The sequence below is a fragment of the Sorangium sp. So ce131 genome (assembly GCF_051519095.1).
Lineage (GTDB): Bacteria > Myxococcota_A > Polyangia > Polyangiales > Polyangiaceae > Sorangium.
Genome location: NZ_CP150455.1, coordinates 9,823,101 through 9,847,829, shown reverse-complemented (window position 1 = coordinate 9,847,829; position 24,729 = coordinate 9,823,101). Strand labels below are relative to the sequence as shown.

General features: G+C 71.4%; 20 protein-coding genes. 6 read left to right on the top strand and 14 right to left on the bottom strand.

Annotated features, from left to right (window positions below):
* Window positions 1-27: 27 nt before the first annotated feature.
* From WMF43_RS35745 to WMF43_RS35730, 4 genes are all read left to right on the top strand, one after another.
* Window positions 28-675 (top strand): Isoquinoline 1-oxidoreductase subunit, encoded by a 648-nt coding sequence (locus WMF43_RS35745; RefSeq protein WP_437671624.1) that lies wholly within the window; start codon window positions 28-30, stop codon window positions 673-675.
* A complete protein-coding gene (locus WMF43_RS35740) occupies window positions 672-1,130 on the top strand; it encodes a (2Fe-2S)-binding protein (RefSeq protein ID WP_437671623.1) in 459 nt (152 codons plus the stop codon). The genes WMF43_RS35745 and WMF43_RS35740 overlap by 4 nt, the downstream gene beginning before the upstream one ends.
* Window positions 1,131-1,132: 2 nt before the next feature.
* Window positions 1,133-3,400 carry a molybdopterin cofactor-binding domain-containing protein gene (locus tag WMF43_RS35735; protein WP_437671621.1) on the top strand — a complete coding sequence of 756 codons (2,268 nt, stop codon included), beginning with the start codon at window positions 1,133-1,135 and terminating at the stop codon, window positions 3,398-3,400.
* 148 nt (window positions 3,401-3,548) lie between these two features.
* Window positions 3,549-4,397 (top strand): hypothetical protein, encoded by an 849-nt coding sequence (locus WMF43_RS35730; RefSeq protein ID WP_437684154.1) that lies wholly within the window; start codon window positions 3,549-3,551, stop codon window positions 4,395-4,397.
* Between the two features lie 39 nt (window positions 4,398-4,436).
* On the opposite strand, the gene WMF43_RS35725 is transcribed toward WMF43_RS35730, so the two are convergent.
* Both WMF43_RS35725 and WMF43_RS35720 read right to left on the bottom strand, forming a co-directional pair.
* Window positions 4,437-4,877 (bottom strand): GNAT family N-acetyltransferase, encoded by a 441-nt coding sequence (locus tag WMF43_RS35725; RefSeq protein ID WP_437671619.1) that lies wholly within the window; start codon window positions 4,875-4,877, stop codon window positions 4,437-4,439.
* A 142-nt stretch (window positions 4,878-5,019) separates the two neighbouring features.
* Complete coding sequence (locus WMF43_RS35720) at window positions 5,020-6,633, bottom strand: CotH kinase family protein (RefSeq protein WP_437671617.1); 1,614 nt, start codon at window positions 6,631-6,633, stop codon at window positions 5,020-5,022.
* Window positions 6,634-6,800: 167 nt separating this feature from the next.
* Between WMF43_RS35720 and WMF43_RS35715 the strand changes: the two genes are divergently transcribed.
* Together WMF43_RS35715 and WMF43_RS35710 are read left to right on the top strand one after the other, a co-directional pair.
* Window positions 6,801-7,508 carry a FadR/GntR family transcriptional regulator gene (locus tag WMF43_RS35715; protein ID WP_437671616.1) on the top strand — a complete coding sequence of 236 codons (708 nt, stop codon included), beginning with the start codon at window positions 6,801-6,803 and terminating at the stop codon, window positions 7,506-7,508.
* The gene (locus WMF43_RS35710) at window positions 7,505-8,890 is read left to right on the top strand and encodes an FAD-binding oxidoreductase (protein ID WP_437671614.1); all 1,386 of its coding nucleotides are present in this window, start codon (window positions 7,505-7,507) and stop codon (window positions 8,888-8,890) included. Before WMF43_RS35715 ends, WMF43_RS35710 begins: the two co-directional genes overlap by 4 nt.
* Window positions 8,891-8,950: 60 nt before the next feature.
* Here the strand turns inward: WMF43_RS35710 and WMF43_RS35705 are convergent, their stop codons facing one another.
* From WMF43_RS35705 to WMF43_RS35650, 12 genes are all read right to left on the bottom strand, one after another.
* Window positions 8,951-9,238 (bottom strand): DUF6755 family protein, encoded by a 288-nt coding sequence (locus tag WMF43_RS35705; protein WP_437671612.1) that lies wholly within the window; start codon window positions 9,236-9,238, stop codon window positions 8,951-8,953.
* Window positions 9,239-9,256: 18 nt separating this feature from the next.
* On the bottom strand, window positions 9,257-9,784 hold the full coding sequence (locus tag WMF43_RS35700; protein ID WP_437671610.1) for a Rieske 2Fe-2S domain-containing protein: 528 nt from the start codon (window positions 9,782-9,784) through the stop codon (window positions 9,257-9,259).
* Window positions 9,781-10,461 carry a 4Fe-4S dicluster domain-containing protein gene (locus WMF43_RS35695; protein WP_437671608.1) on the bottom strand — a complete coding sequence of 227 codons (681 nt, stop codon included), beginning with the start codon at window positions 10,459-10,461 and terminating at the stop codon, window positions 9,781-9,783. Before WMF43_RS35695 ends, WMF43_RS35700 begins: the two co-directional genes overlap by 4 nt.
* Window positions 10,458-12,683 carry a molybdopterin oxidoreductase family protein gene (locus WMF43_RS35690; protein WP_437671606.1) on the bottom strand — a complete coding sequence of 742 codons (2,226 nt, stop codon included), beginning with the start codon at window positions 12,681-12,683 and terminating at the stop codon, window positions 10,458-10,460. Before WMF43_RS35690 ends, WMF43_RS35695 begins: the two co-directional genes overlap by 4 nt.
* A 25-nt stretch (window positions 12,684-12,708) precedes the next feature.
* Window positions 12,709-13,824 (bottom strand): MFS transporter, encoded by a 1,116-nt coding sequence (locus WMF43_RS35685; RefSeq protein WP_437671604.1) that lies wholly within the window; start codon window positions 13,822-13,824, stop codon window positions 12,709-12,711.
* Complete coding sequence (locus WMF43_RS35680; protein WP_437671602.1) at window positions 13,821-14,576, bottom strand: HPP family protein; 756 nt, start codon at window positions 14,574-14,576, stop codon at window positions 13,821-13,823. The genes WMF43_RS35685 and WMF43_RS35680 overlap by 4 nt, the downstream gene beginning before the upstream one ends.
* The gene (locus tag WMF43_RS35675; RefSeq protein ID WP_437671600.1) at window positions 14,573-14,995 is read right to left on the bottom strand and encodes a Rieske (2Fe-2S) protein; all 423 of its coding nucleotides are present in this window, start codon (window positions 14,993-14,995) and stop codon (window positions 14,573-14,575) included. The genes WMF43_RS35680 and WMF43_RS35675 overlap by 4 nt, the downstream gene beginning before the upstream one ends.
* Before the next feature lie 105 nt (window positions 14,996-15,100).
* Window positions 15,101-17,638, bottom strand: coding sequence for a nitrite reductase large subunit NirB (gene nirB, locus WMF43_RS35670; RefSeq protein ID WP_437671598.1), 2,538 nt, complete (start codon window positions 17,636-17,638; stop codon window positions 15,101-15,103).
* A 455-nt stretch (window positions 17,639-18,093) separates the two neighbouring features.
* On the bottom strand, window positions 18,094-19,686 hold the full coding sequence (locus tag WMF43_RS35665) for a hypothetical protein (RefSeq protein ID WP_437671596.1): 1,593 nt from the start codon (window positions 19,684-19,686) through the stop codon (window positions 18,094-18,096).
* A gap of 251 nt (window positions 19,687-19,937) precedes the next feature.
* Complete coding sequence (locus WMF43_RS35660) at window positions 19,938-21,155, bottom strand: acyl-CoA dehydrogenase family protein (protein WP_437671595.1); 1,218 nt, start codon at window positions 21,153-21,155, stop codon at window positions 19,938-19,940.
* Window positions 21,156-21,358: 203 nt separating this feature from the next.
* Window positions 21,359-23,041, bottom strand: coding sequence for a hypothetical protein (locus WMF43_RS35655; protein ID WP_437671593.1), 1,683 nt, complete (start codon window positions 23,039-23,041; stop codon window positions 21,359-21,361).
* Window positions 23,042-23,183: 142 nt separating this feature from the next.
* Window positions 23,184-24,626 (bottom strand): serine hydrolase domain-containing protein, encoded by a 1,443-nt coding sequence (locus tag WMF43_RS35650; RefSeq protein WP_437671591.1) that lies wholly within the window; start codon window positions 24,624-24,626, stop codon window positions 23,184-23,186.
* Between the last annotated feature and the right edge of the window lie 103 nt (window positions 24,627-24,729).

Sequence of the window (24,729 nt, the reverse complement as noted above, 5' to 3'; positions counted from 1 at the left end):
CGCGGAGCCAGCACTCTACGCCGACCGATGCAGCCACTTTTCCTATCGCTCCTCGCGGGCGTCGGTCTCCTCGCCGCGGCGTGCGACGCCCCCCCTCGCGCGGAGGCGCCGGCGCCGGTCCTGCCGCCCGCGGCCCCGGGCGAGCTCCGCGGCCCGGAGGCGTTCGCCTCGATCCGGGACAACGACGCGCGCGCGGCCCAGCTCTTCCTCGAGGCGAGCAAGGTGCTGCTCCACCCGCGCTGCGTGAACTGCCACCCGCACGACGGCGTCCCGCGCCAGGGCGACAGCGGCGCTCGCCACGATCCGCCGGTGGAGCGCGGCGAGCGGGATCGCGGCGTCGCGGCGCTGGAGTGCACGTCGTGCCACCAGGCGCACAACCTCGATCTCGCGCGTGTGCCCGGGGCGCCGGGCTGGCACCTCGCGCCCGCCGAGATGGCGTGGCTCGGCCGGTCGCCGTCGGCGATCTGCGGGCAGATCAAGGATCCGGCGCGCAACGGCAAGAAGACGCTCGCGCAGATCGTCGAGCACTCCGCGCACGACGAGCTCGTCGCGTGGGGGTGGGCGCCCGGCCACGGCCGCACGAAGGCGCCCGGCACGCAGGCGGTGTTCGGCGCGCTCATCGACGCGTGGGTGAAAGCGGGCGCCGCGTGCCCGCCCGAGGAGGCCCGACCATGATCATCCTGAAGGTGAACGGCGCCGAGCAGAAGCTCGACGTGGATCCGGAGACGCCGCTCCTCTGGGTGCTGCGCGACGTGCTCGGCCTGACGGGGACGAAGTACGGCTGCGGCCAGGCGCTCTGCGGGGCGTGTGTGGTCCACCTCGACGGCGAGACCGTGCGCGCCTGCGTGACGCCGGTGCGGCGCGCCGCGGGCGGCTCGGTCACGACGATCGAGGGGCTCAGCCCGACCGGCGATCACCCGCTGCAGCGCGCGTGGGTGGACCTCGGCGTGCCGCAGTGCGGGTTCTGCCAGGCGGGACAGATCATGAGCGCGGCCGCGCTGCTGCGGAAGAACCCGCGCCCCTCGAACGAGGACATCGACAAATCGCTCGCCGGCAACATCTGCCGGTGCGGCACGTACACGCGCATCCGCGCGGCGGTCCGCAAGGCCGCCGGCCTTCCCACGGAGTGAAGATGGAACAGCAACGCGTCGTCCTCCTCCGTCGCTCCTTCCTCGCGGGGCTCGGGCTCGCGGCGGGCGGGCTCGCGCTCGGGCTCGCCGGGGCCGACGCCGAGGCCGCGCCGCCGCCGGCGCCGGGGCCGGCCCCGGCGGCGCAGGGGCTCCGGACGGGCCTGTTCCTCCACCTCGCGAACGACGGGATGGTGTCGATCGTCTGCCACCGGTCGGAGATGGGGCAGGGGATCCGCAGCTCGCTGCCGGTGGTCATCGCCGACGAGCTCGGCGCCGACATGGCGCGCGTGACGATCGTGCAGGCGGTCGGCGACAAGGCCTACGGCGATCAGAACACCGACGGCTCGCGCAGCGTGCGCGACGGCTACGAGAAGATGCGGCGCGTGGGCGCGACGGCGCGCACGATGCTGGTCGCGGCGGCGGCGAAGCGGTGGCGGGTGCCCGCGGCCGAGTGCGTCGCCGAGGGGCACGCCGTCCACCACGCGAAGTCGAAGCGTTCGCTGGATTTCCGCGAGCTGGTGGCCGATGCGGCGAAGCTGCCGGTGCCGGACGAAAAGACCGTGGCGCTGCGCCCGAACGCGGAGCTCAAGCGCGTCGGCGGCCCGCTCCCGCTGATCGACGGGCCGGCGATCGTCACCGGGCGCGCGCAGTTCGGCGCGGACGTGCGCCTGCCCGGCATGCTCACCGCGGTGATCGCGCGCCCGCCGGTCGTGGGGGGCAAGGTCGTGCGGTACGACGGCGCCCGCGCGCTGGCCGTCCCTGGCGTGAAGAAGCTCGTGGAGCTGCCGGCGCCGAAGGGCGGCGCGGTGGGGTTCCAGCCGCTCGGCGGCGTGGCCGTCGTGGCGGACACGACGTGGGCGGCGATGCGCGGCCGCGCGGCGCTGGAGGTCGAGTGGGATCACGGCGCGAACGCGGCGTACGACTCGGCGAGCTACCGCGAGGCGCTCTCGCAGGCGGTGCGCGCGCCCGGCAAGGTGGTGCGGAAGGTCGGCGACGTGGACGGCGCGTTCGCGAAGGCGGCGCGCACGATCGAGGCCGAGTACCACGTGCCGCACCTCGCGCACGCGGCCATGGAGCCGCCGTCGGCGGTGGCGAAGGTCGACGCGAACGGCTGCGAGGTGTGGGCGCCGACGCAGAACCCGCAGGCGGCGCGCGCCGAGGTGGCGCGCGCGCTCGGCCTGGACGAGGCCAAGGTCACGGTGAACGTGACGTTCCTCGGCGGCGGGTTCGGGCGGAAGTCGAAGCCGGACTACGTCGCGGAGGCGGCGCTCCTTTCGCGCGCGATGGGGGCGCCGGTGCGCGTGCAGTGGACGCGCGAGGACGACGTGCAGAGCGGCTACTTCCACAGCGTGAGCGCGCAGCACCTGAAGGCGGGGCTCGACGCGGACGGCAAGGTCGGCGCCTGGCTGCACCGGACGGCGTTCCCGCCGATCCCGTCGACGTTCGACGCGAAGCAGAAGACGCCGAGCGAGGGGGAGCTCGGCCTCGGCGTGCTCGACCTCGCGCTCTCGTCCCCGAACGTCCGCGTCGAGGCCTGCGACGCGCCGGCGCACGTCCGGATCGGCTGGCTGCGGTCGGTCTGCAACATCTTCCACGCCTTCGCGGTGCAGAGCTTCATCGACGAGATCGCGCACGCGCGGCAGGCCGATCCGCGCGACGTGCTGCTCGAGGTGCTCGGCCCGGCGCGCAAGGCGACGCTCGCGGAGCTCGGCGTCGAGAAGGTCCCGAACTACGGGGCGCCGATCGAGCAGCACCCGGTCGACGTGGGCCGGCTGCGGCACGTGATCGAGCGCGTGACGGAGATCTCGGGGTGGAGCGCCGCGCGCAAGGCGGGGCGCGCCGTGGGGCTCGCGGCGCACCGGAGCTTCCTCACCTACGTGGCGGTCGTCGCCGCGGTCTCGAAGGACACGCTCGGCAAGGTGAAGGTCGACGAGGTGTGGCTCGTCGCGGACGCCGGCACGGTGATCAACCCGGACCGCGCGCGCTCGCAGATGGAAGGCGCGGTGGTCTTCGGGATGAGCATCGCCTTCCACGGCGCGATCACGGTGAAGGGCGGCGCGGTCGAGCAGACGAACTTCCGCGACTACCCGGTCGTGCGCAGCCCGGAGGTGCCGCAGCGGATCCACGTGGAGCTCGTGAAGAGCGACGCGCCGCCCGGCGGCGTCGGGGAGCCGGGGGTGCCGCCCGTCGCGCCCGCGATCGCGAACGCGGTGTTCGCCCTGACGAAGCAGCGCGCGCGGGAGCTCCCGCTGCGGCGCCTCGGGCTGTGACGGGGGCGGGCCGCGGGCCCGCCCCGTCTCTCGTGAAACGGCTCGATTCCTCGCCGCCTGGCCCTCTTGGCGGCACTGGCCTGCTGGGCGTGAGGCCGCTCTCTCCGAGTTCCAATCGAATCCGGTAGCTTTCAAGGAGAGTGTCGTGATGCATTGGACTTCATTTCATGGAGCGGGTGCGCTTGCGCTGCTCGCGTCGATGCCGCTCGCCCTGGGGGCCTGCATCGGGGACCCAGGGGAGCACGCCCCGGCAGCGAGCGAGGAGCTGGGGACCACGGCCACGAGCTTCGAGGAGTTCGAGGCCGGCGTGTACCGGGAGCCGGACACCGGCGTCTACATCGTCGACGGGGACATGCCGATCGCGACGCGCGAGCAGCTCGAGGATTTTTATCTGGCGCACGTGCAGCAGGGGGCGCTCATCGTCCAGAGCGCGGGCCTCGCGGACGATCGGTGGAGCGACGCCCAGAAACGAAACATCACCTACTGCGTGAGCACCTCCTTCGGGGGCTATTACGCGGCCGTGGTCGTGGCGATGGCGAACGCCACCGCGGCGTGGGAGGCGGCGGCGGACGTCAACTTCACTCACCTGAGCGCCCATGACTGGGCCTGCGCCGCGAACAACCCCGCGGTGGTGTTCGACGTGAGCCCCACGGTCTGGCAGCCCTACCTCGCGCGGGCCTTCCTGCCGAGCTACCCGCGCGCCTACCGCAGCATGCTCGTCGACGCCGGCGCGTTCGGCCCGATCGCGCCCTACACGCTGAGCGGCGTCCTGCGGCACGAGCTCGGGCACACGCTCGGCTTCCGGCACGAGCATACGCGGCCCGAGTCCGGCGCTTGGCCCTGCTTCGAGGACGGCAGCTGGCGGGCGTTGACCAGCTACGATGCCGCCTCGGTGATGCACTACTGGCAGTGCAACGGAACCAACGTGGGCGATCTGGTGCTCACGCAGCGGGACAAGGACGGCGCCAAGCTCGTCTACGGAGCGCCTCCCCTGTAGGAGGGGGCGCGCCGCGCGCCGATCCTCGGGCCGCCGCCGTCACCGCGTCCTTCCGGACAGGTAGATGTCCTTCACGTTGATCTCCATGAACCTGTCCGGCTTCTCGATCGGCGCGAAGCCGAAGCGCCGGTAGAGCTCGTGCGCGTCGGCGGTGGCCAGCATCGCCCGCCGGAGGTGGAGCGGGGCGAGGGACTCCATCACGCGAGAGACCAGCGCCTTGCCGTACCCCTTCCCTTGCTCCGCCTCGACGATGAACACGTCGGCGAGGTAGGCGAAGGTCGCGTGGTCGGTGATCACCCGGGCGAACCCGATCTGCGCGCCCGCCTTGTAGGCGCCGAAGCACAACGAGCCCGCGATGGCGCGCTCGACGACCTCCCGGGGGATCCCCTTGCTCCAGTAGGCGGACGACAGGAACGTGTGAATCCGGTCGACGTCGAGGAGCGATTTGTCCGAGGAGATGACGATGTCTTCGTTGGCCATGGGGTGCTCGCGGCGGAGCGCGCTCCCCCGCCGCGGGGCGCACGTTACCACGAACCGCGGCGGGCGCGGGCGCTCGGCTCGGCCGCGCCCGCCTGCCCTCGGGAGCCTGGTCGCGACGGCGCCGCCGGCCTGCCGCCGGCGCTCAGTAGAGCGCGTCCTGGTACTGCCACCGCTCCGAGATCCACGCCTTCACGTACGCGATCTCCTCCTCGTACGTCGTGAAGTCCTCGCGCCAGCTCCAGCCCTCGTAGCTCCGGTACACCTCGCCCCACCGCGCCTCGTCCCGGCGCGCGCTCGCGTCGATGCGCTCGACGTAGCCGTCGATGATGGCCTGGATCGCGGCGTCGTCGAACACGCCGTGCAGGACCTGCCCGTAGCGGGCTTGCAGCGGGTCGGCGATCGTGGGCTCGTTGAGGAAGCGCCGGAAGAGGCCGTTCATCCCCTGGTAGTCGACCGTCATCGGGGCCCAGATGCGCTCCGTCTCCCAGCTCTGGCCGAAGCTCGCGTTGAAGTCCCACGGCGCATAACGGAAGACGCCGTCAGCCGCCGGATCGCGGTAGTGGTAGCTGTTCTTCCCGGCCGAGTCGTCGGCCATGATGAACGTGACGAAGATCCACCAGTCCTCGTAGTCGCGCTGATCGATCCTCGACCCGATCCCGGAGCGGAACGTGGCGTGGTCGGTCGAGGCCACGAAGCTCACGAGCTCCTCCAGGTCGTCGAACGCCCCCGGCTCGCCCTCGGGCGGCGTGCCCTCCTTCTTCTCGTAGCCGTCGTGCAGCGTATCCTTCTCTTTGCGGCTGTCCGCGAACGTCGTCAGCGCGAAGTTCGCGTCGTGGCTGACCGCCTTGTAGAGGTTGCCGTCCTGCGAGAACCCGTGATCCTCCATCAGGTAGCCGTCGACGTGATCCGTCACGGTGTAGAGCCCCAGGTACTGCCCGTCGAGGTACACCACCGCGCTGTAGGCCTTGATCTGGATGTGCTCCGGGTCGAGGCGGTTCCAGAGGTCGTAGGCGAGGCGCTGCCGGATATAGGAGTTGTCGTCGAAGGTGCTGATGAGCACGACCTTGCGACGATCGGTGAGGCCGCCGGCCTCCTCGGGCTCGTTGAACTTGTCGTCCTTCGGGAACTTGAGGGTGTAGCTGTTCTTCGGGTAGGAGAGCGAGCTCTCGCCGCGGAGCTCCGCCTCGGCGGCGTACGTGTGGCCGCGGTACACCACCGTGGCCGGGGCGTACTCCTTCGCGACCGGGGCCGGCGAGAGGAAGAGCACCGGCAGGCCGTACTCCTCGGGGTAACGGGTCGGGTCGGCGACGGGCACGTTCGCCGGATCCGCCCAGTTGTCGGCGACGCCGATCTTGACGCGCCCGACCTCGGACAGCTGCGCGACGCGGATCTCGATCTCGTAGACCGCGGCCTGATCGAGCCCGGGCGAGAACGTCACCTCGCGCGCGATCGGGTCGTAGACGGCGCCGTCCGGGAGCGGGCCGACCTCGAACGCGTCGGCGGGGAGCTCGAGGCCGGTCGCGCACGACACGGGGAACGTCACGGTCTCGCCCTCCTCCAGCCAGTGCGGCCCGCCGCCCGACGGCGCGCACTGCTGCCCCTCCGTGCCGGATCCGCCGCCGGTGCCGGTGCCGGACGGCCCACCGCCCGACGTGTTGCCCGCTGGATCACCCGGCGTGTCGGAGCAGCCGGCGCCGTGGAGCGATGCGAGGACCAGGGCCGTCGTGAGGGACAAGAAGGGGCGGAAATATTGCATGAGGGTGATCCTAGCGCGATCGCGCGCCGGAGCGGGCGCGCTCGCGCTGCGCGGCGACGTGGGCTCGACCGACAGAGGCAGCGGCTCGGTCATGGGGTGAGAGGGACAACGGCCGCGGTTGACAAGGGGGAACCTTTGAAGATAGAGTGGTCTGACCAACGGACAATATGGCCAATCGTATCCGCTTCCAGGCCGTGCCCCGGTCGGCGATCTACGTGCACGTCGCCGAACAGATCCGCGACGCGATCCTGAGCCGCTCGCTCTCGTCGGGGGAGCGCCTGCCGCCCGAGCGCGAGCTGGCCCAGCAGTTCGGGGTCAGCCGCGCGACCGTTCGCGAGGCGCTGCGCCACCTCCAGGCGCAGGGGCTGCTCGCGCCGCGCGGGCGGACCTCGCCGATGCAGGCCGCGAGCCCCGACGCGGCGGTGGACCGGTTCTGCGAGGCGCTGACCCACGTGGTGCAGCTCCGCAACGTGCCGCTCCCGGACCTCATCGAGCTACGCGTCGCGATCGAGACCGCCGGGATGGCCCGCGCGGCGGCCGCGCCGGTCGCGGCGCACCTCGAGGAGGCGCGCGCCGCGCTCGCGGAGATGGAGCGGCCGGAGGCGTCGCCGGACGAGTTCTACCGCGCCGACGTCGCGTTCCACGTCGCGCTGGTCGCGGCCTCGGGCAACCAGGCGCTCGCCCTCGTGATGCTCGCGGTCAAGGACAGCATCGGGCTCCACCTCGACGAGGCGATGCGCGGGCGCTCGTTCGCGACGCTCCGTCCGCGGGTCGTCGAGGAGCACCGCGGGCTCCTCCGCGCGATCGAGCGCGGCAACGCGAAATCGGCCGCGACCCTGCTGCGGGCCCACCTCTCGGAGTTCTACGGCACATGAAACTCCTCGACGAGCTCGCCCTCGCGCTGGGCGACGGGCTCATCACCGATCGCGACGTGACCGAGGGATACCGGCACGATCAGGCCATCTGGGCGGCCGGCGGCTGGCCGATCGCGGTGGCGCGGCCGTCCTCGACCGAGGAGGTGCAGGCGCTTTCGCGGTGGGCGACCCGGCACCACGTGGCCCTGGTGCCGCGCGGCGCGGGGACCGGGGTCGCGGGCGGGGCGACCGCCGTCAACGGGTGTGTGGTGGTGAGCTTCGAGCGCATGAACCGGATCCTCGCCATCGACGAGGCCTCGATGATCGCCGTGGTCCAGCCGGGGGTGGTCAACGGCGATCTCAAGGCCGCCACGCGCGAGCGAGGGCTGTGGTACCCGCCCGACCCGTCGAGCTACGCCGTCTCGACGATCGGCGGCAACGTGGCCACCAACGCCGGCGGCCTGTGCTGCGTGAAGTACGGCGTCACGGCCGACTACGTGCTCGGCCTCGAGGCGGTCCTCGCCGACGGGACGGTGGTCCGCACCGGCGGCCGCAGCCGCAAGGACGTCGCCGGCTACGACCTGACGCGGCTCCTCGTCGGCTCCGAGGGCACGCTCGCGATGATCACCGAGATCACGCTGCGGCTGCGGCGGAGGCCCCGGCCGCCGACGACGCTGGTCGCGACGTTCGGGTCGCTCGAGGCCTCGGGGCGGGCGGTGGCGGAGATCGTGCGGTCGGTCGACGCGTCGCTGCTCGAGATCATGGACCGCACGGCCGTCCGCGCGGTCGAGGGTTACCGGCGGCTCGAGCTCGACATCGACGCCGCCGCGATGCTGATCGCGCAGAGCGACGCGGCCGGCTCCGACGAGCTGATCCGGATGCAGGCGGCCTGCGAGGGCGCCGGGGGGACGGTGGTCGCCGTCACCGAGGACGAGGGCGAGGGGCAGCTGCTGCTCACGGCGCGCCGGCTCGCGCTCACGGCGGTCGAGCGGCTCGGCACCGTGCTCGTCGACGACGTCGCGGTGCCGCTGCCGCGGCTGCCGGAGATGTTCCGGCGCATCGACGCGATCGCCGCCCGGTCGGAGACCACCGTCGCGACCGTGGCGCACGCCGGCGACGGCAACCTGCATCCGCTGGTCGTCTTCGACCGGAGCGACCCGGCGGCCGAGGCGCGTGCGGTCGCGACCTTCGAGGCGGTGATGGCCGAGGCGCTCGAGCTCGGCGGCACGATCACCGGCGAGCACGGCGTCGGCACGCTGAAGCGCGGCTTCCTCGAGCGCCAGCTCGGCCCGGCGGCGCTCGCGCTGCACCACCGCATCAAGGACGCCTTCGATCCGGCGGGGATCCTCAACCCGGGGAAGGTGATCGCGCCGCGCGGAGGAGCAGGGCCCGGCGGCGCGTGACCCAGGACGGCGCCGCAACGGCGCCGCGAGCGCGCGCCCTGCCGCCCTTCACGCCGCCCTTCACGCCGCGCCGCTGCGCCCCTCCCGCCGCGGAGGCTGGGACCTCCGGCGCGCCCGCAGGGCCGACCGCTCGCCCGCGGCGACCAGGCCGGCTCCCAGGGCGAAGCACACGAGCGAGGTCGCCAGCGCCGGGAGCGGGATGTCCCGGTCGCCGCCGTTGTACGCCTCGACCGTGGACGTGAGGAGCCAGTACTGGAACGCGCAGAGCATCGCGACGACGAGCAGCCGCGCGCTCATCGCGCTCTTCGCGCCCGGGCGGAGGTCGTGTCTCGGTCCAGGGATCGGCATGGTCCACCTCCGCGCCCCTCACGACCCGCGCCGCGGCGGGCGCCCCACCGCGAACACCCTGCCGTCCTCGACCTCCAGCGCGATGCGCCCGAGCGGCCGCAGGTCGCGCGGCGGCCCGGACGTGCCCTCGCCCGAGGCGACGTCGAAGCGGCCGTTGTGGCAGTAGCAGCGGAGGCACTCGCCCTCGCCCTCGCCGCCCTCCCGCTCGTACGAGACCGGGCAGCCGAGGTGGGTGCACTTCTGCTCGAAGGCGACGAGCTCGCCGTCCGCCCGGCGGATCAGCAGCGCAGGCGTCGCCTCGTCCGGGTAGCGGAAGGCCACGGCGCTCCCGGGCGCGAGGTCGCGGACGCGCGCGATCTCCCGGCGGGCGTGCGGCTCCTCCGGCGGGCGGCGCGAGCGCAGGTACACCACGGCGTTGCCGGCCGCGAGCCCGCCGCTCAGCAGCACGAGGAACCGGGCGAAATCACGGCGGGTCACGTGGTCGTCGCCCTCGGACTCGTAGGGGAAGTCCTCTCGCCACGCGGGCACGTCGTCCGGGCGCTTCACAGGAACTCCGCCTCCGGCGCCGCCTCCGCGCCGGCCTCCCGGGCCTCGCGCCCGCCGCCCGCGCTCGCCGCGAAGGCGGTCGCGAGCGCCGCGGGGCCGCCGCCCTCGTCGAAGGCGGGCAGATCGACCTCCATCTCGTCGACGTCGTGCGGCACCATCACGTGCACGCGCGTCGTGATCCGCTGGTGGCCGAACCGCCAGCGGTTGACCGCCTTGCTCGCCGGCCGCTGCTGCGCGATCTCCTCGCGCGTCCCGTAGAACAACGCGCCCGAGGGGCAGACCGTCGCGCACATCGGCTTCAGCCCGGCGCTCGTCCGGTCGAAGCACATGTCGCACTTCTGCATCTGCTGGATTCCCACCTTGATGATCGGGACCCCGAACGGACACGCGAGCTCGCAGTTCCCGCACGAGATGCACCGGGGCTTCAGGCTCGAGTGCACGATCCCGTTCTCGTCCACCTTGATGGCGTCGGCCGGGCAGACGGACGCGCACGTCGGATCGGCGCAGTGCATGCAGACCATCGGCGCGGTCTGCATCGACACGCCCGGCTCGACCAGGTCGACGTGCACCATCGGCAGCCCGCGGTGCGTGTGGCACTCCGAGCACGCCGCGGCGCACGCCTGGCAGCCGATGCACCGCTGAAAATCGATGAAGAAATCCCGCACCACTCCGCTCATGAGGCCTCCAGCTTCAGCTCGGCGAACAGCGACCGCGCCCGATCGGCTTCCGCGCGCGTGGCAGGGCGCACCCGGCACGCGGCTACCTTGAACTCCGGCATCTTGCTCACGGGATCCAGCGCGCGGACCGTGAGCTGGTTGGCGGCGAGCTCCTCGGGCCAGTGGTACGGCAGGAACACCGTGTCCGGGCGGATCGACGCGACGATCCGGAGCGGCACCGTGATCCCGCCGCGGCGGGTCTCCACCGTGACGAGCTGCCGGTCGACGAGGCGGAGCTCCGCCGCGAGCTCGGGGTGCATCTCGCACGTCGGCCCGGGGCTCTTCTCGACGAGGAACTTGATCCGCCGCGTCTGCGTCCCGCTGAGATAGTGGAACACGCTCCGTCCCGAGGTCATGTAGAGCGGATACTGCGCGTCGGGCACCTCGGCGCTCGGGCGGTACGGGGTCGGGATCAGCTTGAACTTGCCGTCTGGATGGTAGCTCCTCCCGTCCTCGAAGAGCCGCGGGGTCCCCGGGTGCCCTTCCGACGGGCAGGGCCAGAACACCCCCATCTCCCGCTCGATACGCTCGTACGTGATGCCCGCGTAGTCCGCGGTCCCACCCGCGCTCGCGCGGCGCAGCTCGTTGAAGATGTCCTCGCTGCTCGAGAACACGAAGTGCTTGCCCTTGCCGAGCCGCCTCGCGAGCTCGAGGAGGATCCACGAGTCCCGCCGCGCGTTGCCCGGCGGTTCCACCGCGGCGCGGAGGCGCACCACGCGGGCCTCCGCCGTCGTCGAGGTGCCCTCTTCCTCCTCGTGCAGCGAGCCGGGCAGCACGACGTCGGCGTAGCGGGCCGTCTCGCTCATGAAGAAGTCGATGACGCAGAAGAAACCGAGCTTCCCGAGCGCCTCGCGGGCGTAGTTGGTGTCGGGGTGGCTGACCATCGGGTTGAAGCAGATGTTGAGCAGCCCGCGGATCTCGCCCGCGTGGATCGCCTCGACGATCTCGACCGCGGTCTTGCCCTTGCGCGGCAGCTCGGCGTCGGTGATGCCCCATACCTCGCAGATGTGCTTGCGGTGCTCCGGGTTCTCGATGTCGCGGTTGCCGGGGAGCTGATCGCACTTGTGCCCGTGCTCGCGCCCGCCTTGCCCGTTTCCCTGTCCCGTGATGGTCCCGTAGCCGCAGCCCTTCTTGCCGATCCTGCCGGTGGCGAGCACGAGGTTGATGAGGCTGAGGACGTTCTCGACGCCCTTCGTGTGCTGCTCCACGCCGCGCGCGTGCAGGAGGAAGCTCGTCCTGGCCTGTCCCCATACGGCGGCGACCTCGCGGACGAGCGCCGCCGGGACGCCGCAGATCTCGGCGGCCCACTCGGGCGTGCAGCGCGCCACCGAGGCGCAGAGCTCGGCCCAGCCGGCGCAGCGCTGCTCGACGAACTCCCGGTCGATCCAGCCGTTCGCGATGAGCTCGTGGAGCAGCGCCTGGTTCAGCGCGCTGTCGGTCCCCGGGCGGAGGGGAACATGGTAATCGGCCGTGCGGGCGATCGGCGTCTCGCGCGGGTCGACCACGACGAGCTTCGCCCCGCGGTCGCGCGCCCTCCAGATGTAGTGCGTCAGCGTCGGGAAACACTCGCTCACGTTGGTGCCCGCGAGCAGCACGACCTCGGCCTCGGGGATGTCGTCCCAGCCGTTCGCCGCGCGGTCGATCCCGAACGCCTTCTTGTTCCCCGCGCCCGCGGAGACCATGCAGAACCGGCCGTTGTAATCGATGTTGGCGGTGCCGATCGCGAGGCGGGCGAACTTGCCGGCGAGGTAGCTCTTCTCGTTGCTGAGCGACACCCCGCTCAGCATCGCGAAGGCGTCCTTGCCGCTCTCTTTCTGGATCGCGCGCACCTTCGACGCCACGAGGTCGAGCGCCTCGTCCCAGCTCGCCTTCCTGAACCCGCGGCCATCGCGGATCAGCGGGTCGGTCAGGCGATCGGGGTGGTGCGTCTGCAGGTACCGCTTGACGCCCTTCGGACAGAGCCGTCCCTCATTGAACGGGAACTCCTCCCACGGCTCCAGGCCGATGACCTTGTTCTCCTTGACCTGCAGCTTCACGCCGCACTGCATCCCGCAGAAGCAGCAATGGGTCTCGACCAGCCTGTCGGGCTCCGGCTTCGGTCCCCACCCGGTCACCGGCGTGTCGGAGACGTGGGGGCCGTAGTCACGAATGTACTCGGCGATGGGCAGCCTCAGGTGCGCCATGTGCTGTGTCCTCCCGTCCGGTCGTTCACGAGAAGCGCCCGCGCCGCGCCCTGCTGTGCGCGCGGCCGATGAGCATCCGCCGCCCGCGCGGGGAGAGCTCGCTCCACGCGGGACCGGTCCCCGCGCGCGGCGCGTAATCGAACCCTACCTCCCCGAGCACCTCCTCGAGGTCGTCGGTCTGGAGCTTCGCGGCGAACGCCTCACCCGTGACCGGACAGACCGCCTTCTCGCCCCGGTCGCCCGCCTCCTTGTAGAACGTGACACCCACCGACGCGGGGCGCTGGAACACGTGGAAGAGCTTGCCGAACGGCAGGTAAAGCAGCGTCACGATCACCGTCAGCGCGTGGAGCTGGGCGAGCGCTCCATAGAAATAGCCGTGCAGCCACTCGTAGCTCACCCAGAGGAGAAGCCCGCTGACGCTCACGGCGAAGAGCAGGAGGAGCGGCAGGAGGTCGCGCTCGAAGCGCTGGACCGCCACCGCGCCGCGCTCCCGCATGCGGCGGATCATGGCGAGCATCACCCCCGGGACGACCATGAAGCCGCTGACGATGAGCGCGTGGAAGATCGTCCACCCCACGGCGCCATGGACCGGGATCTCCGACACCGGCTGACCGAAGAGGACCACGCGGTAGGTCGCGCGCGCGCTGTCCGCGCCCGCCGCGCCGGACTCGAAATGAAGCCAGCCGAACACCAGCGGGAAGGTCACGGCCGCGGCCAGCGTGCAGCCCCACGCGATGAGCATGTGGGCGATCCACCGCGTCGCGCCGCGACGCAGGATGAAGTCCTGCGCGATGATCTTCGACCATAGCGCCCTGACGATGAGCGTCGGGCGGCGGAGGCGCGGCCAGCGGCGCGGCGAGAAGAGCACCTGGAAGCCGCGGACCCAGTATTTGCGGGTCGGCGGCTTGCTGAGCCAGACGGAGTACCGGTACACGACCCCGAAGGTCATGAAGAGGCACGCGAAGGTGTAGCCGACGAGCGCCGAGTCGAAGTCCGCGAGATCGCGGCTGCCCGCGACGATCAGCGCCGCGAGCGCGGCGGTGGCGACGGCGCCGTGGCGGATCGCGGCCCAGCGCGCGAGCGGGGCGCGGCGCGGCCCGCGGACGACGCGGGGGAGCGGCTCGGTGAGCTCCGAGCTCATCGACGCGCCCCCGTGACCGTCACCGCGCTCCGCCCCGGCGCCGCGGGCGGAGGTGGTGTCTCGTCCTCTGCTCCTCGCGCCCTCCGCGGCGCCCAGAGCGGGTAATCGATGCCTGCCAGACGATTGATGACGATGGCCTGTAGGGTGAGCAACGCGACGCCTCCGAGCAGCACGATCAACATGGGCGGCCGGTCCAGGATGCCCAGCGAGACGATGAGCGTCGTGGCGCCCGCGGGCGGGTGGGGGGCCCGGGCGAGCACCATGAGGCCGGCCGTGAGGCCCAGGGACAGCGCGGCGGCGAGGACGCGCGGGAAAGTGAGGCTGTCGGCGGTCGCCGGGCCTGCGTGCGAGAGCCCCGTGATGAGCAGGCTCACGTAGGCGACCACCACACCAATGCTGTGTCCGATGAGCGTGTTGCGCGGCGCGGCTGACGCGGCCCTGGGCGTGTAGAAGAAGAGAAACGCGGTCGGCCCGAGCGACGGAAAGACGAAGGGCTCCCTCGTCACCGCGGCGAGGGCCGCCATCAGGCCGATGCTGACAAACCCGTTGATGCAGCTGAAGGCGGCGAGCACCGGCACCTGGGCATAACGCTGCAGCAAGCGAGGCAGCCGCAGGCGCGAGAAGATGCCGCGCGCCACGTCCGACATCTCGCCGCCGAGCGGGTGCCGCGCCGAGATCGGACCGTAGCCGCGCCCGTCGCCCCAAGGCTCCGAGGGGGGCGAGGGGCGTTCCATGTCCCTAAGGTCGTTCATGCGTTGCACATGCCACGGTCGCTCCGGAGCTGCACCAGCGTCTCGCTCCGCTCGTGCAGCCAGGGCGAGGGGCCGCTCCCGGGGCGCCCCAGATGCAGCAGGATGTCCTCCGACGCGCTCAGCTCGACCCGGAAGCGCTCCAGCGCGCTGCACTCGGCGCCGATCGGGCGGCCCGTCGGCAGGTCGAAGACGATGCCGTGCAATGGACACTGGACGTTCTTCCCCCCGAGCAGCCCGTCTGCGAGCGGCCCTCCGCGGTGCGGGCAGCGCGCCTGCACCGCGAAGACCTCACCCGCGCGCGTCCGGAACACGGCGATCTCGAGGCCGCCAACATCGAACGCTCTGCCCTCTCCCGGAGGGATCTGGGCCAGCGGGCCGAGGTTCACGACCGTCATTTCATCCAGCATGATCTCGCTCATCACCCAACCTCTTTGCCCGGCCGGCGCGCGGGCCAGCCGGACGACAATGCTCGTCTCCGCCGCGGCCGGGCGCTCGCCCGGCGCGCCCCTCCGCCGAGCGGCGGCCTACCCCGCCCGCGCGGGCGCTTCGCTCGGCGGCGGGAGCAGCGTCGTGAACTGGGACGGATGAATGGGGCTGTCCGCCTCGCTCCACGGGTCCACATAGGCGTCGACCGACGCCTGGACCTCCGCGTCGAGGCGCGCCGCGATCCCCTCGGCGTCGTCCACGATCACCCGCCGCACCTTCTCGATGCCGACCCGCTCGACGAAATCGTACGAGCGCTCCATGTACTTGGCCTGCTCGCGGTAATACTGCATGAAGCGGCCCGCGAGCTGGATGACCTCGTCCTGCGTGTCAACAACGCAGAGCAGGTCTCCCTTCCTGACGCGCGAGCCGGCCCCGCCTCCCACGTAGATCTCCCACCGGCCTCCCTCGATGGCGACCGCGCCCACGTCCTTGGTCGTCGCCTCGGAGCAGTTGCGGGGGCACCCGGCGGTGGCGAGCTTCAGCTTGTGGGGCGCCTCGAACCCCTGGAACCGGCGCTCGATCGCGACGCCGAGCGCCGTGCTGTCCCCGACCCCGTAGCGGCAGAACTCGCTGCCGACGCACGTCTTGCAGGTGCGGAATCCCTTGGTGTAGGCGTGACCCGAGGGCATGCCCAGATCGCGCCACACGTCCGGCAGCTTCTCCTTCGCGATGCCGAGGATATCGATGCGCTGGCCGCCCGTGATCTTCACCATCCTCGCCTCGTAGCGCTCGGCCACGTCGGCGATCTTCCGGAGCTCGGCCGGCGTCGTGACGCCGCCGTAGATGCGCGGGATGACGCTGAACGTCCCGTCGCGCTGGATGTTCGCGTGCACCCGATCGTTGATGAAGCGCGCGTCGCGCTCGTCCTCGTACTCCTTGCCCCAGATGCCCTTGAGCAGCGAGGCGAGCCCCGGCTTGCTCGCGACGTCCTCCTTCCCGCCCGCGAGCTCCCGGAACACCGACGAGACGCTGCGCAGCCCGCGCTCCTTGACGAGCCGGATGAGCTCCGGCTTGGCGTGGGGCACGCCGGGCACGTAGTAGTGAATCGACGGGTCCTCCTCCGCGCCGTGGCCGAGCACGAGCTCGAGGACGGCCTGCACCTGGGGCTTGCACGCCCCGCAGCCCGTCCCGGCGCGCGTGGCCAGGCACGCCTGCCGGAGCGTGCGGCACCCGCCCCGCGCCGCCGCGGCGATCTGGCCTTTCGAGACGCCGTTGCAGTTGCACACCTGCGCCTCGTCGGGCAGGTCCGCCATGCTGGGCTCGCCCGCGCCGCCGCCGGCGCCGGGGAAGAGCAGCTCCGCGCGGATCTCGGGGACCGCGAGCCCCCGCTCGAAGACCTGGAGCAGCCGGCCGCCGGCCGCCGCGTCGCCGAGCAGGATGGCGCCGGCGAGCGTCCCGCCCCGGATCACGAGCTTGCGGTAGATCCCCCGCGCCTCCTCGACGTACGCGACCTCCTCCTCCGCGTCGTTCGCGGCGCTCTGCTCTCCCATGACGAGCAGGTCGACGCCCATCACCTTGAGCTTGGTGGAGACCTTCGAGCCCGCGTAGGCCGCCTCGGGCCGCTTCGCCGTCAGGCGGTCGGCGAGCACCTGCGCCTGCTCCCAGAGCGGGGCGACGAGCCCGTAGGTGCGCCCGCGGTGCTGGGCGCACTCGCCGAGCGCGTGGATGTCCGGATCGTCGGGCGAGCGGAGGTCGTCCCCCACGACGATCCCCCGATCGACGGTGAGCCCCGCGTCGCGCGCGAGCTGCACGTTCGGGCGGATTCCGGCGGAGATGACCACGAGGTCGCACGCGAGCTCGCTCCCGTCCTCGAAGCGGAGCCCCTCGACCCGCTCCTGCCCGAGGATCGCGCGGGTGGATCTCTCGAGGTGGATCGACAGCCCCATGCCCTCGAGCGCGCGCCGGAGGACGGCGCCGCCGGCCGCGTCGAGCTGCACCTCCATGAGGTGCTTCATGAGGTGCACCACGTGGACCTCCAGGCCGAGCCCGAGCAGCCCCCGCGCGGCCTCGAGGCCGAGCAGCCCGCCGCCGATCACGGCCGCCCGCCGCGACCGCCGCGCGTGCGCGATGATGCCGCTGCAGTCGTCGAGCGTCCTGAACACGAAGGCGCCTTCCTTGTAACCTCCGCCCTCGCGCGCGAGGCCGTCGATCCTCGGGATGAAGGCGCTGCTCCCCGTGGCGATGACGAGCTTGTCGTAGGGCTCGACGACGCCGGAGGCGCCGCGGACGACCTTGCCCGTCCGGTCGATCGAGGTGACCCGGACCCCGGCGTGGAGGCGGATGGCGTTGTCCTCGTACCAGGACAGCGGGTTGATGAAGATGTCCTTCGGATCGTGCGTCCCCGCGAGGACGTTCGACAGGAGGATACGGTTGTAATTGCCATACGGCTCATCGCCGAACATGACGATCTCGAAGCGGTCTTTGCCCCCGCGCGCCAGGATCTCCTCCACGAACCGCGCGCCGGCCATGCCGTTGCCGATCACGACGAGACGCTCTCTGCCTTCTGTTGGGACCTCTCGCCCGTTCGTGCTGGTGGCGCCGCCGTCGCGAACGGCGGATCCCGATGCGTTCCTCATGAGATTCGAGCCTCTCCTTTCCAGGTCGCCGCTCGACGCGGGCCGCGGAGCTGCCTGAGCCCGCCTCTCCGCCCGATCGCCTGGCGGACGGGCGGACGACCGGAGCGCTCGTCTGACGCTCCGGCGCAGCGCCCCACCGCCGTCCCGAGGGGACGGGGCGACGAGCGCCTGGCCGACTCCAGGTTACTGATGCATCAGGGATGCATCAGATCGCGCGGCAGCCTCGCTGTGCGGCGTCCATGTGGCCCAGAAGACGGAACAAGGGGGGCGCCGGTTCCGAGCGACGCGACGAAATCAGGAGGGCCCCGATCGCGTCGTGAGAAACCGCGCGGCTTCCCTCGGGGCGCGTCGGGTTGGATGGCATTTCCGTGTCGGGGTCGCGTCAGCGGAATAAGCGAGACCCGGCGTTGTTCTACGGCGGCGCCGTCTGTTTTCCTTCGGATGCGGGACTCGTGTCACCTGCGGACCGCCGGTCCCAGGCCGAGGAACGGGGCGTCGAGGCCGGTGAACTTCGCGATCACCTCCTCGATGTCCCGGGGGGCCTGCCCGGCGAACACGAAGAGCCACGACTTCGGAGAGCGCCGGACGCTGAAGACGAAGCTCCGGTAGGTCCGCGCCGCTTCCTTGAGCTCGGCCATCGGTCCTGGGCCGAGGAGCGGCTTCCAGGCATCCAGCTTGTGGAGGTCCGACGAGAGCAGCACGAGCGCGCCGCTCAGCGCCGGAAACTCCGCGAGAGACGGCAAACTCCGCGGCCCGTCCACGGGGCTCCTCGAGGTGACGTGGAGCACCTTCACCGCGCGCTGGAGCGAGAGCGCCGCGTCCTTCACGGCCGGTCCGTCGTACACGAGGGCCATCGTGCGGAGCAGCAGCGAGGGCCGCGCTTTCCCGGGCCCGAGCGCCCTGTCGACGGCCGCCATGTACTCCGGGACGAAGGCGGGATCGTCGATCGTGCCGCCTTCCTTCAGCATGCGGTCCACGACGGGCAGCAGCGCCTTGGCGACGGCGTCGATGGCGTCGTCGTTGTAAAGCCAGCGCGGGGTGGCCAGGCCTCGCTGGAAGACCTCCGGAGGCCGGAGCGCGCGCATCACGACCGCCTGCAAGGCGGTGGCGAGGCTCTCGTCGAGCAGGTTGAACGCGGCGATCGCGTGGTCGTCGGCCGCGTCGAGGAACCTCGGCCCGATGCGGACCGGCGCGTCGCCGTGGAAGTAATGGGCGAGCTCGTGGATCGGAACATCGATCTGCGCCGCCGGCGTCGTCGTGCCGACGATCTCGACGACCGCGTGGTCCTCGATCTGCTGTCCATACGCCGACCCGGGGCCCGCGGGTCGCGGGATGAAGCAGAATCGAAGGGTGATCCCTCGCTCGACCCGGGCCCCCTGGAGCTTCGCGAGCTTCTCGACCAGCTCGAACAGCGATGCTTGGTGGCCGGCGTTCACCATCCCCTCCACGAACTCGCTCACCTGGCGCTTTCCGTGAGCGCGCCACCACGCCTCGAACCTCGGTCGAAAGTGCTCCAGCACCTCCATGGCGGCGTCCACGTGCCGGGGCGCGAGCAGCGACCGCAGGCTCTCCCGGTAGTCCTCGAACCCCTGCGCCCTGAAGGCGGCGGTGTGCATCTTGGTGAGGACATCGACCGAGGAGGAGAACGGCTTGAAGGGAAACGCGTGCTTCTCCTCGATCGGAAAGACGACCCAGCCGTCGCGGTACTGATCGCGCAGGGCGCCCCAGCGCGCGAGCTGGCGATCGTCTTCTGTGGACCACGCGAGCTCGCGCCGCCAGAACGCCTGGAAGGCGTCCACCGAGCACGCGTCGCGCTCGATGAGGCAGTCGAGCTGGTAGACCAGGCTCGACACCGCGGATCCCCCCAGATCGAAGCGCAGGTTCCCATGATTCACGATCGCGCGCACAGCGTCGGATGCTGCCGCGTTCTCGGGGACGGATGGGCAGTCGCGCGGCGAGCCGCCGGCGGCGGGTCGCATGGGCGAGCCGCACGACGCGACGCCGAGCGACGCCATGAGCGCGGCGGCCCGAGATAGCTTGGTTTTCACGTCGGGGACCTCGAGGACGTCCAGCGTTCGTGTCGCAATGCACACCCCCTGATCTGGAGGCTCCTATCTACCGCAGCGCGGGACCGTCGCAATTACGACCCCTAACAGCGCGATAAACGCTCTCGTGCCTCAAGGCCGCAGCGCCCACGACCCGATGCCGCGGAGCGCGGCAGGCCCCCACGGGAGGGTGGCCGTCCCCCTCGGCACCACCTCCCGCGCCCCGCCGCGAAGGCGTCGCCGCCGACCTGGCCCTACGCCAGAGGATCCCTCGGATTCAGCGGCAACCCGAGCTCCATCCGGCCGAAGTTCTCGGCCGCCGCGTCGAAGTTGACCCCCGCGTGCGCCGTCATGGCGTGTACGTCCCGCCAGTCGCGCTGGAGGGGGTTCGACTCGTAGTTGGCGCCGCCGCCGCTCGCGTTGTAGAGCCGCTCCACCGCGCGCGCGCAGAGCGTCGCGCTGTAAGCGTAGTCCCTGCGGATCCGCACGCGCTGCTCCATCGAGAGCGGCGCTCCCGACCGGACCGTGTCGAGCGCCCGCCGGAAGAGGAGCTCCGCCGCGTCGATCTCGGCCGCGATCTCGGCGAGCCGGATCTGCTGGTGCGACAGCGACGCGACCTGCTCGCGGCTGTACATGGTGCAGCGATCCCGGGTCGCGGCCCGCCACCGCTGGTAAGCGCCCTGCGAGGCGCCCAGGATGGACGCCACCAGCGACGCGGCGAGCCCGGTGATCATCGGCAGCCGGTAGAGGGGGTTCGCATGGAAGCGGGTGCCCGGCGCCTGCCCGCCGCTGAGCTCCGCCATCCGCGCGGTCCGGTGCTGCGGTACGAGCTTGTCCTTGACGACGACGTTGTGGCTGCCCGTGCCGCGCAGCCCGGCGACGCGCCACGTGTCCCGGATCTCCAAATGCTCTCTGGGGACGAGGAACAGGCGCACGTCCGGCGGGCCGCCCTCGGCGCCGGGCTCCGGCGAGACCACCCCGGCCAGCATCGCCCAGTCGCAATGGTGGGCGCCGCTCGCCCAGGGCCAGTCGCCCGAGAGCCGGTAGCCGCCCTCGACCCGCGCGGCCTGCCCCGCCGGGACGTTCACGTCGACGAGCGCGGCGTCGGGCTGCTTGCGCCAGACGTCCTCCTGCGCCTCCACGGGGAACGCCGCGAGCAGCCACGAGTGGATGTTGAGGAACGAGAAGCACCACCCCGTCGAGGCGTCGGCCCTGGCGATCTCGATCGTCACGTCGGCGAACGTGTCGAGGGAGAGCTCGTGCCCGCCGAACGCGCGCGGCGTCAGGAGGCGCACGAGCCCGGCGTCGATGAACCCTCGAATCGTCGCCTCCGGGATGTGTCGCAGCGCTTCGCCCTCGGGGGCTCTGGCCCGGATGTCGTCCGCCATGCCGCGGGCCCGCTCCACGGCCTCCGCGTGGGTCAGCGTCGCCGGATCTTTGCCTGTCGGTGTCGTCTCGCCGGTTGCGGCCATCGTGCGCCCTCCTCTTGGAAACAGCACTTCCAAACCCTCGTCGCCATGTCAAGGATTCGTTCCAGCGCGGCCGAGGAGAGCTGCGTTCGTTCCTTGGCTCGACCTACGTGCGCGCTCGCGCAGGCCTCCGGGCCGGGCAGCCCGCCGCGGCGGCGACGCAGCGGGGGTTCCGCCGCGCCGCCGCCGCCGAGCTCGCGAGATCGCTACATCGAGGCGTCGGAGCCCGAGGCCACGCAGGTGAAGTTCTGGCAGGACGGGACCTTGTCGCGGCAAGGATCGACCAGGCACGCGCTGTTGCTCTTCGGGTCCGTCGCGCCGGCGGGGGCGCCGAGGCACTGGCACGTGTTGTTGTCGCGCAGGAGCGTGCACTCGGAGTCATCCTGGCAATGGAACGAGGAGCTCAACCAGCCGAGGATGCCGTCCCAGAACATCGTCCGCGCGTCGTCGGCGAGGAAGATGTCGCCGTGGCCGACGTCGTGGAGCTGGTCGGCCGTCTTGCTCACCACGATCGAGCTCCTGTCCTGGCTGGCGAGGAGCGTCGTCGTGTACAGGCCCGAGCTGCCGAAGCCGCCCTCGGCGCCGACGTAGAGCACGGGCACGGCGATCTGGGCGAGGTGGGCGTCGATGGTCGACGCCGGATCTCCGCACATCGCGCGCTCCGCGTCGATGAGCACCTTGAGCGGCTCGAACGGGGCGGCCTGCGCCGCGGCCGCGAACCAGCGTGTCTCGTCGCCGACGTACGTCAGCCCCGTCGGGACGTTGTCCGCGTCGAACGTGCCGCCGGTGAAGTGATAGAACGGCGTGGGCGGCGGGTTCGAGAGGACGTACGTCGCCTCGCCGACGAGCAGCGCGACCTCCCGGTTCGAGAGGGGGTCAGGGGACCCGGGGAGCGCGATCGGGAGCTGCGTCGGCGTCGCCGGGTCGCCGAGGGCGAGCTGGCCAATCGTGGACACCAGGCCCCCGATGCCGGTGTAGTACCGGTCGGGCTTCGCGGGGTTGTTGTACTGCGCGAGGTCGGCGGCGAGGCGCGCGCAGGCGTCGTCCCGCTGCTTCACGCCCTCGGGGGTGCCGAGGTCCGTCTTCAGGTAGATGTCGACGGGGATGAACCCGTTCACGTGCCGCGCCGCCGCGGGCACCTGCGTCTCGCCGCCCAGGTAGGCATAACCGATCTGGCCGCCGCGGCTCCAGCCGAGCAGCTTCATCGGCAGCTTGTCGCTGCCGGTGCGGTGCCGGGCCACGCGCGCGATCGACAGCGCCATGCCGACGTCCTTCGCGTCCTTGTCGATGCCCCAGGCGCTCATGAACGAGAAATCCGAGGTGCCGTTGAGGACGCGCGTCCAGCCGAGATCGATGCCCCAGACATCGACGCCGTTCTTGGCGAGGAACGCGGCGAACGTGTCGCCGTGGCCCGTGTCGAGGAAGGCGCCGCGGAAGGCCCACGCGTCGCCGTGCACCAGCATCACCGCGTTGCCGGAGGCCGCGGGCTGGAACGGCGAGGACTCCCGGACGACCCGGTGCAGCCCGATGACGTCGCGCACCGAGGGCCCGACGCGGACATCGGCGCTGTACTCGAAGATGTTCTGGGCGGCGTCGATGGCGGTGCGCGTGAAGCTCGACACGGCGCAGGATCCCGCGAAGCCGGGGCCGTACGAGCTGCGGATCGCGCCGTCGCACGCGTCGACGAACGACTGCTTGAGCTGCTGGAACGTGAGCGCGGACGCCGCGGCGCCGGTCTGCTCGGCCGCGCCTTCCTGCGCGTCGATCGACGCGTCGGGCGGCGCGACCGCGCACCCGGCGCCGAGCGAGAGCGCGGCGGCCGTGACGAAGGCAAAGGCGCCCCGCCCGATGAGCGGCCGGCGGCGATGGCTGGAAGCGATACGAGTCATGGTCTCCTCCGAGGTAACGGGGTGATGGGTGGTCGAGATGGATCGAAGCGTTGTCATGAGATGAAGTCTCTCGAAACGAATGATGTTACGAATGATGCTGTAGAGCGCGACCGTCACCGCGCGCGGCGAGCGGGCGCGGAGTTCACATGGACCCGACGTCGAGCGAGAGGTTCACCGCATTGCTGACCTCCACCGCGCGGATGTCCTCGATCATGGCGTTGAACGCGGGCCACTCCCAGACCTGGTTCGGGTTGTTCAGATCGGGGGCCGGGAGCCCGTGGTTGGTCAGGAGGACGACGATGACGTCGCGCGTCGGATCCGGGTCGACGAGCATGAACGTCCCGGCGCCGCCCGTCTTGCTGAAGGCGTACGGCGAGGTGTAATCGCCGCCGGGCCACGCGCCGGTGTCGTGGAGCTCCCAGCCGTACCCCTTGCCCGTGTAGAGCAGGTTCTCGGCGAACGTGGTGCTCGGCGTCGGCAGCCCGAGGTTCCCGGTCTGGAGCGTCGTCATGTCGTGCACCGCCTGCGCCGAGATCACGGTCTTGGCCAGGCACAGGGGCGCGAAGGCCGAGGCCGACGCATTAACAGGGCCGCAATGCGCGTCCGAGCCGTAGACGACCTTGCCGCGGTTCAGGAGCATCTGCGCGAACTTCGCCAGATCGAGCGCGGTCGAGAACACGCCGTCGCACCCGGTGAGGCGCTCGTGGGCCGGCGTGCCGGTGGTCATCTCGACCCAGAAATCGTTCTCGTCCTGGACCTCGCCTCGCAGATAACGCAGGCGGGTGTCCGACCACGCGGTGCCGGCGAAGCGGGTGCTCTTGTCCGGCATGTTCGCCGCCGGCCGGTACGACGTGTCCGCCATGCCGAGCGGGTCGAAGATGAACGCCTTCATCAGGTTCTGGAGCGAGTCGCCCCCGACCTTCTCCAGCACGTGGCCGAGGAGCCGGAAGCCGAGATCGCTGTAGAGGACCTTCTGGCTCGGGGTGTACGCGAGGGGCGCCGTGAGCATCGTGTGCCACGGGTCGGCGTCGCCCACGACGCCCGCCAGGTAATCGAGCTCTTCGCCCGACGCGTAGCGCATCAGGTCCCTGACGGTCACGGAGGCCTTCGTGGGATCCTGCGGATCGGCGAACTCCGGGAAGTAGCCGACGACCGGGTTGTTGACGCTGAAGCCCGGGTATTTGCCGGACTCCTGCATCTTCATCGCCAGGAAGACGGTGAACGGCTTCGTCATGGACTCGAGATCGAAGATCCCGTCGACCGGCATCGGCGGCGAGGGCATGGCCTCCCACATCTTGTTGCGGCCGTCCCGCTGCCCGAACGCCTCGTGGAGCACGATGCGGCCGTGGCGGGCGACGAGGAGCACCGCGCCCTTGACGTGGCTTTCCGCGACTGCGTCGTCGAGCGCGTCGGCGGCGCCCTGGAGCACCGCGGGATCCATGTGCACCGACGCCGGCGTGGCGTACTCGAGGCTGTGGGGCCACTGGCTGCTGCTCGGATCAAAGACAACGGCGAGGGCGGGGTGCGTGGTTCCGATGCAAGCCGCCGCCGCGAGGGCGGAGGCGATGAGGCTGTGCGTTCTCATGGAATGATCACTCCCTGAAGACATATCGCTGCTGTGTTTCGTTCATCCCTGGCGTTCCGGCGAGCCGCCGGAGGCCGGGCGCTGACGTCATGTAGGGCCGCAG

Excerpts from the sequence above, each read along its gene's own strand:
- WMF43_RS35745 (WP_437671624.1), top strand. The coding sequence starts at position 28 with ATGCAGCCACTTTTCCTATCGCTCCTCGCGGGCGTCGGTCTCCTCGCC.
- WMF43_RS35740 (WP_437671623.1), top strand. The coding sequence starts at position 672 with ATGATCATCCTGAAGGTGAACGGCGCCGAGCAGAAGCTCGACGTGGAT.
- WMF43_RS35735 (WP_437671621.1), top strand. The coding sequence starts at position 1,133 with ATGGAACAGCAACGCGTCGTCCTCCTCCGTCGCTCCTTCCTCGCGGGG.
- WMF43_RS35730 (WP_437684154.1), top strand. The coding sequence starts at position 3,549 with ATGCATTGGACTTCATTTCATGGAGCGGGTGCGCTTGCGCTGCTCGCG.
- WMF43_RS35725 (WP_437671619.1), bottom strand. The coding sequence starts at position 4,877 with ATGGCCAACGAAGACATCGTCATCTCCTCGGACAAATCGCTCCTCGAC.
- WMF43_RS35720 (WP_437671617.1), bottom strand. The coding sequence starts at position 6,633 with ATGCAATATTTCCGCCCCTTCTTGTCCCTCACGACGGCCCTGGTCCTC.
- WMF43_RS35715 (WP_437671616.1), top strand. The coding sequence starts at position 6,801 with ATGGCCAATCGTATCCGCTTCCAGGCCGTGCCCCGGTCGGCGATCTAC.
- WMF43_RS35710 (WP_437671614.1), top strand. The coding sequence starts at position 7,505 with ATGAAACTCCTCGACGAGCTCGCCCTCGCGCTGGGCGACGGGCTCATC.
- WMF43_RS35705 (WP_437671612.1), bottom strand. The coding sequence starts at position 9,238 with ATGCCGATCCCTGGACCGAGACACGACCTCCGCCCGGGCGCGAAGAGC.
- WMF43_RS35695 (WP_437671608.1), bottom strand. The coding sequence starts at position 10,461 with ATGAGCGGAGTGGTGCGGGATTTCTTCATCGATTTTCAGCGGTGCATC.
- WMF43_RS35690 (WP_437671606.1), bottom strand. The coding sequence starts at position 12,683 with ATGGCGCACCTGAGGCTGCCCATCGCCGAGTACATTCGTGACTACGGC.
- WMF43_RS35685 (WP_437671604.1), bottom strand. The coding sequence starts at position 13,824 with ATGAGCTCGGAGCTCACCGAGCCGCTCCCCCGCGTCGTCCGCGGGCCG.
- WMF43_RS35680 (WP_437671602.1), bottom strand. The coding sequence starts at position 14,576 with ATGAACGACCTTAGGGACATGGAACGCCCCTCGCCCCCCTCGGAGCCT.
- WMF43_RS35675 (WP_437671600.1), bottom strand. The coding sequence starts at position 14,995 with ATGAGCGAGATCATGCTGGATGAAATGACGGTCGTGAACCTCGGCCCG.
- nirB (WP_437671598.1), bottom strand. The coding sequence starts at position 17,638 with ATGAGGAACGCATCGGGATCCGCCGTTCGCGACGGCGGCGCCACCAGC.
- WMF43_RS35660 (WP_437671595.1), bottom strand. The coding sequence starts at position 21,155 with ATGGCCGCAACCGGCGAGACGACACCGACAGGCAAAGATCCGGCGACG.
- WMF43_RS35655 (WP_437671593.1), bottom strand. The coding sequence starts at position 23,041 with ATGACTCGTATCGCTTCCAGCCATCGCCGCCGGCCGCTCATCGGGCGG.
- WMF43_RS35650 (WP_437671591.1), bottom strand. The coding sequence starts at position 24,626 with ATGAGAACGCACAGCCTCATCGCCTCCGCCCTCGCGGCGGCGGCTTGC.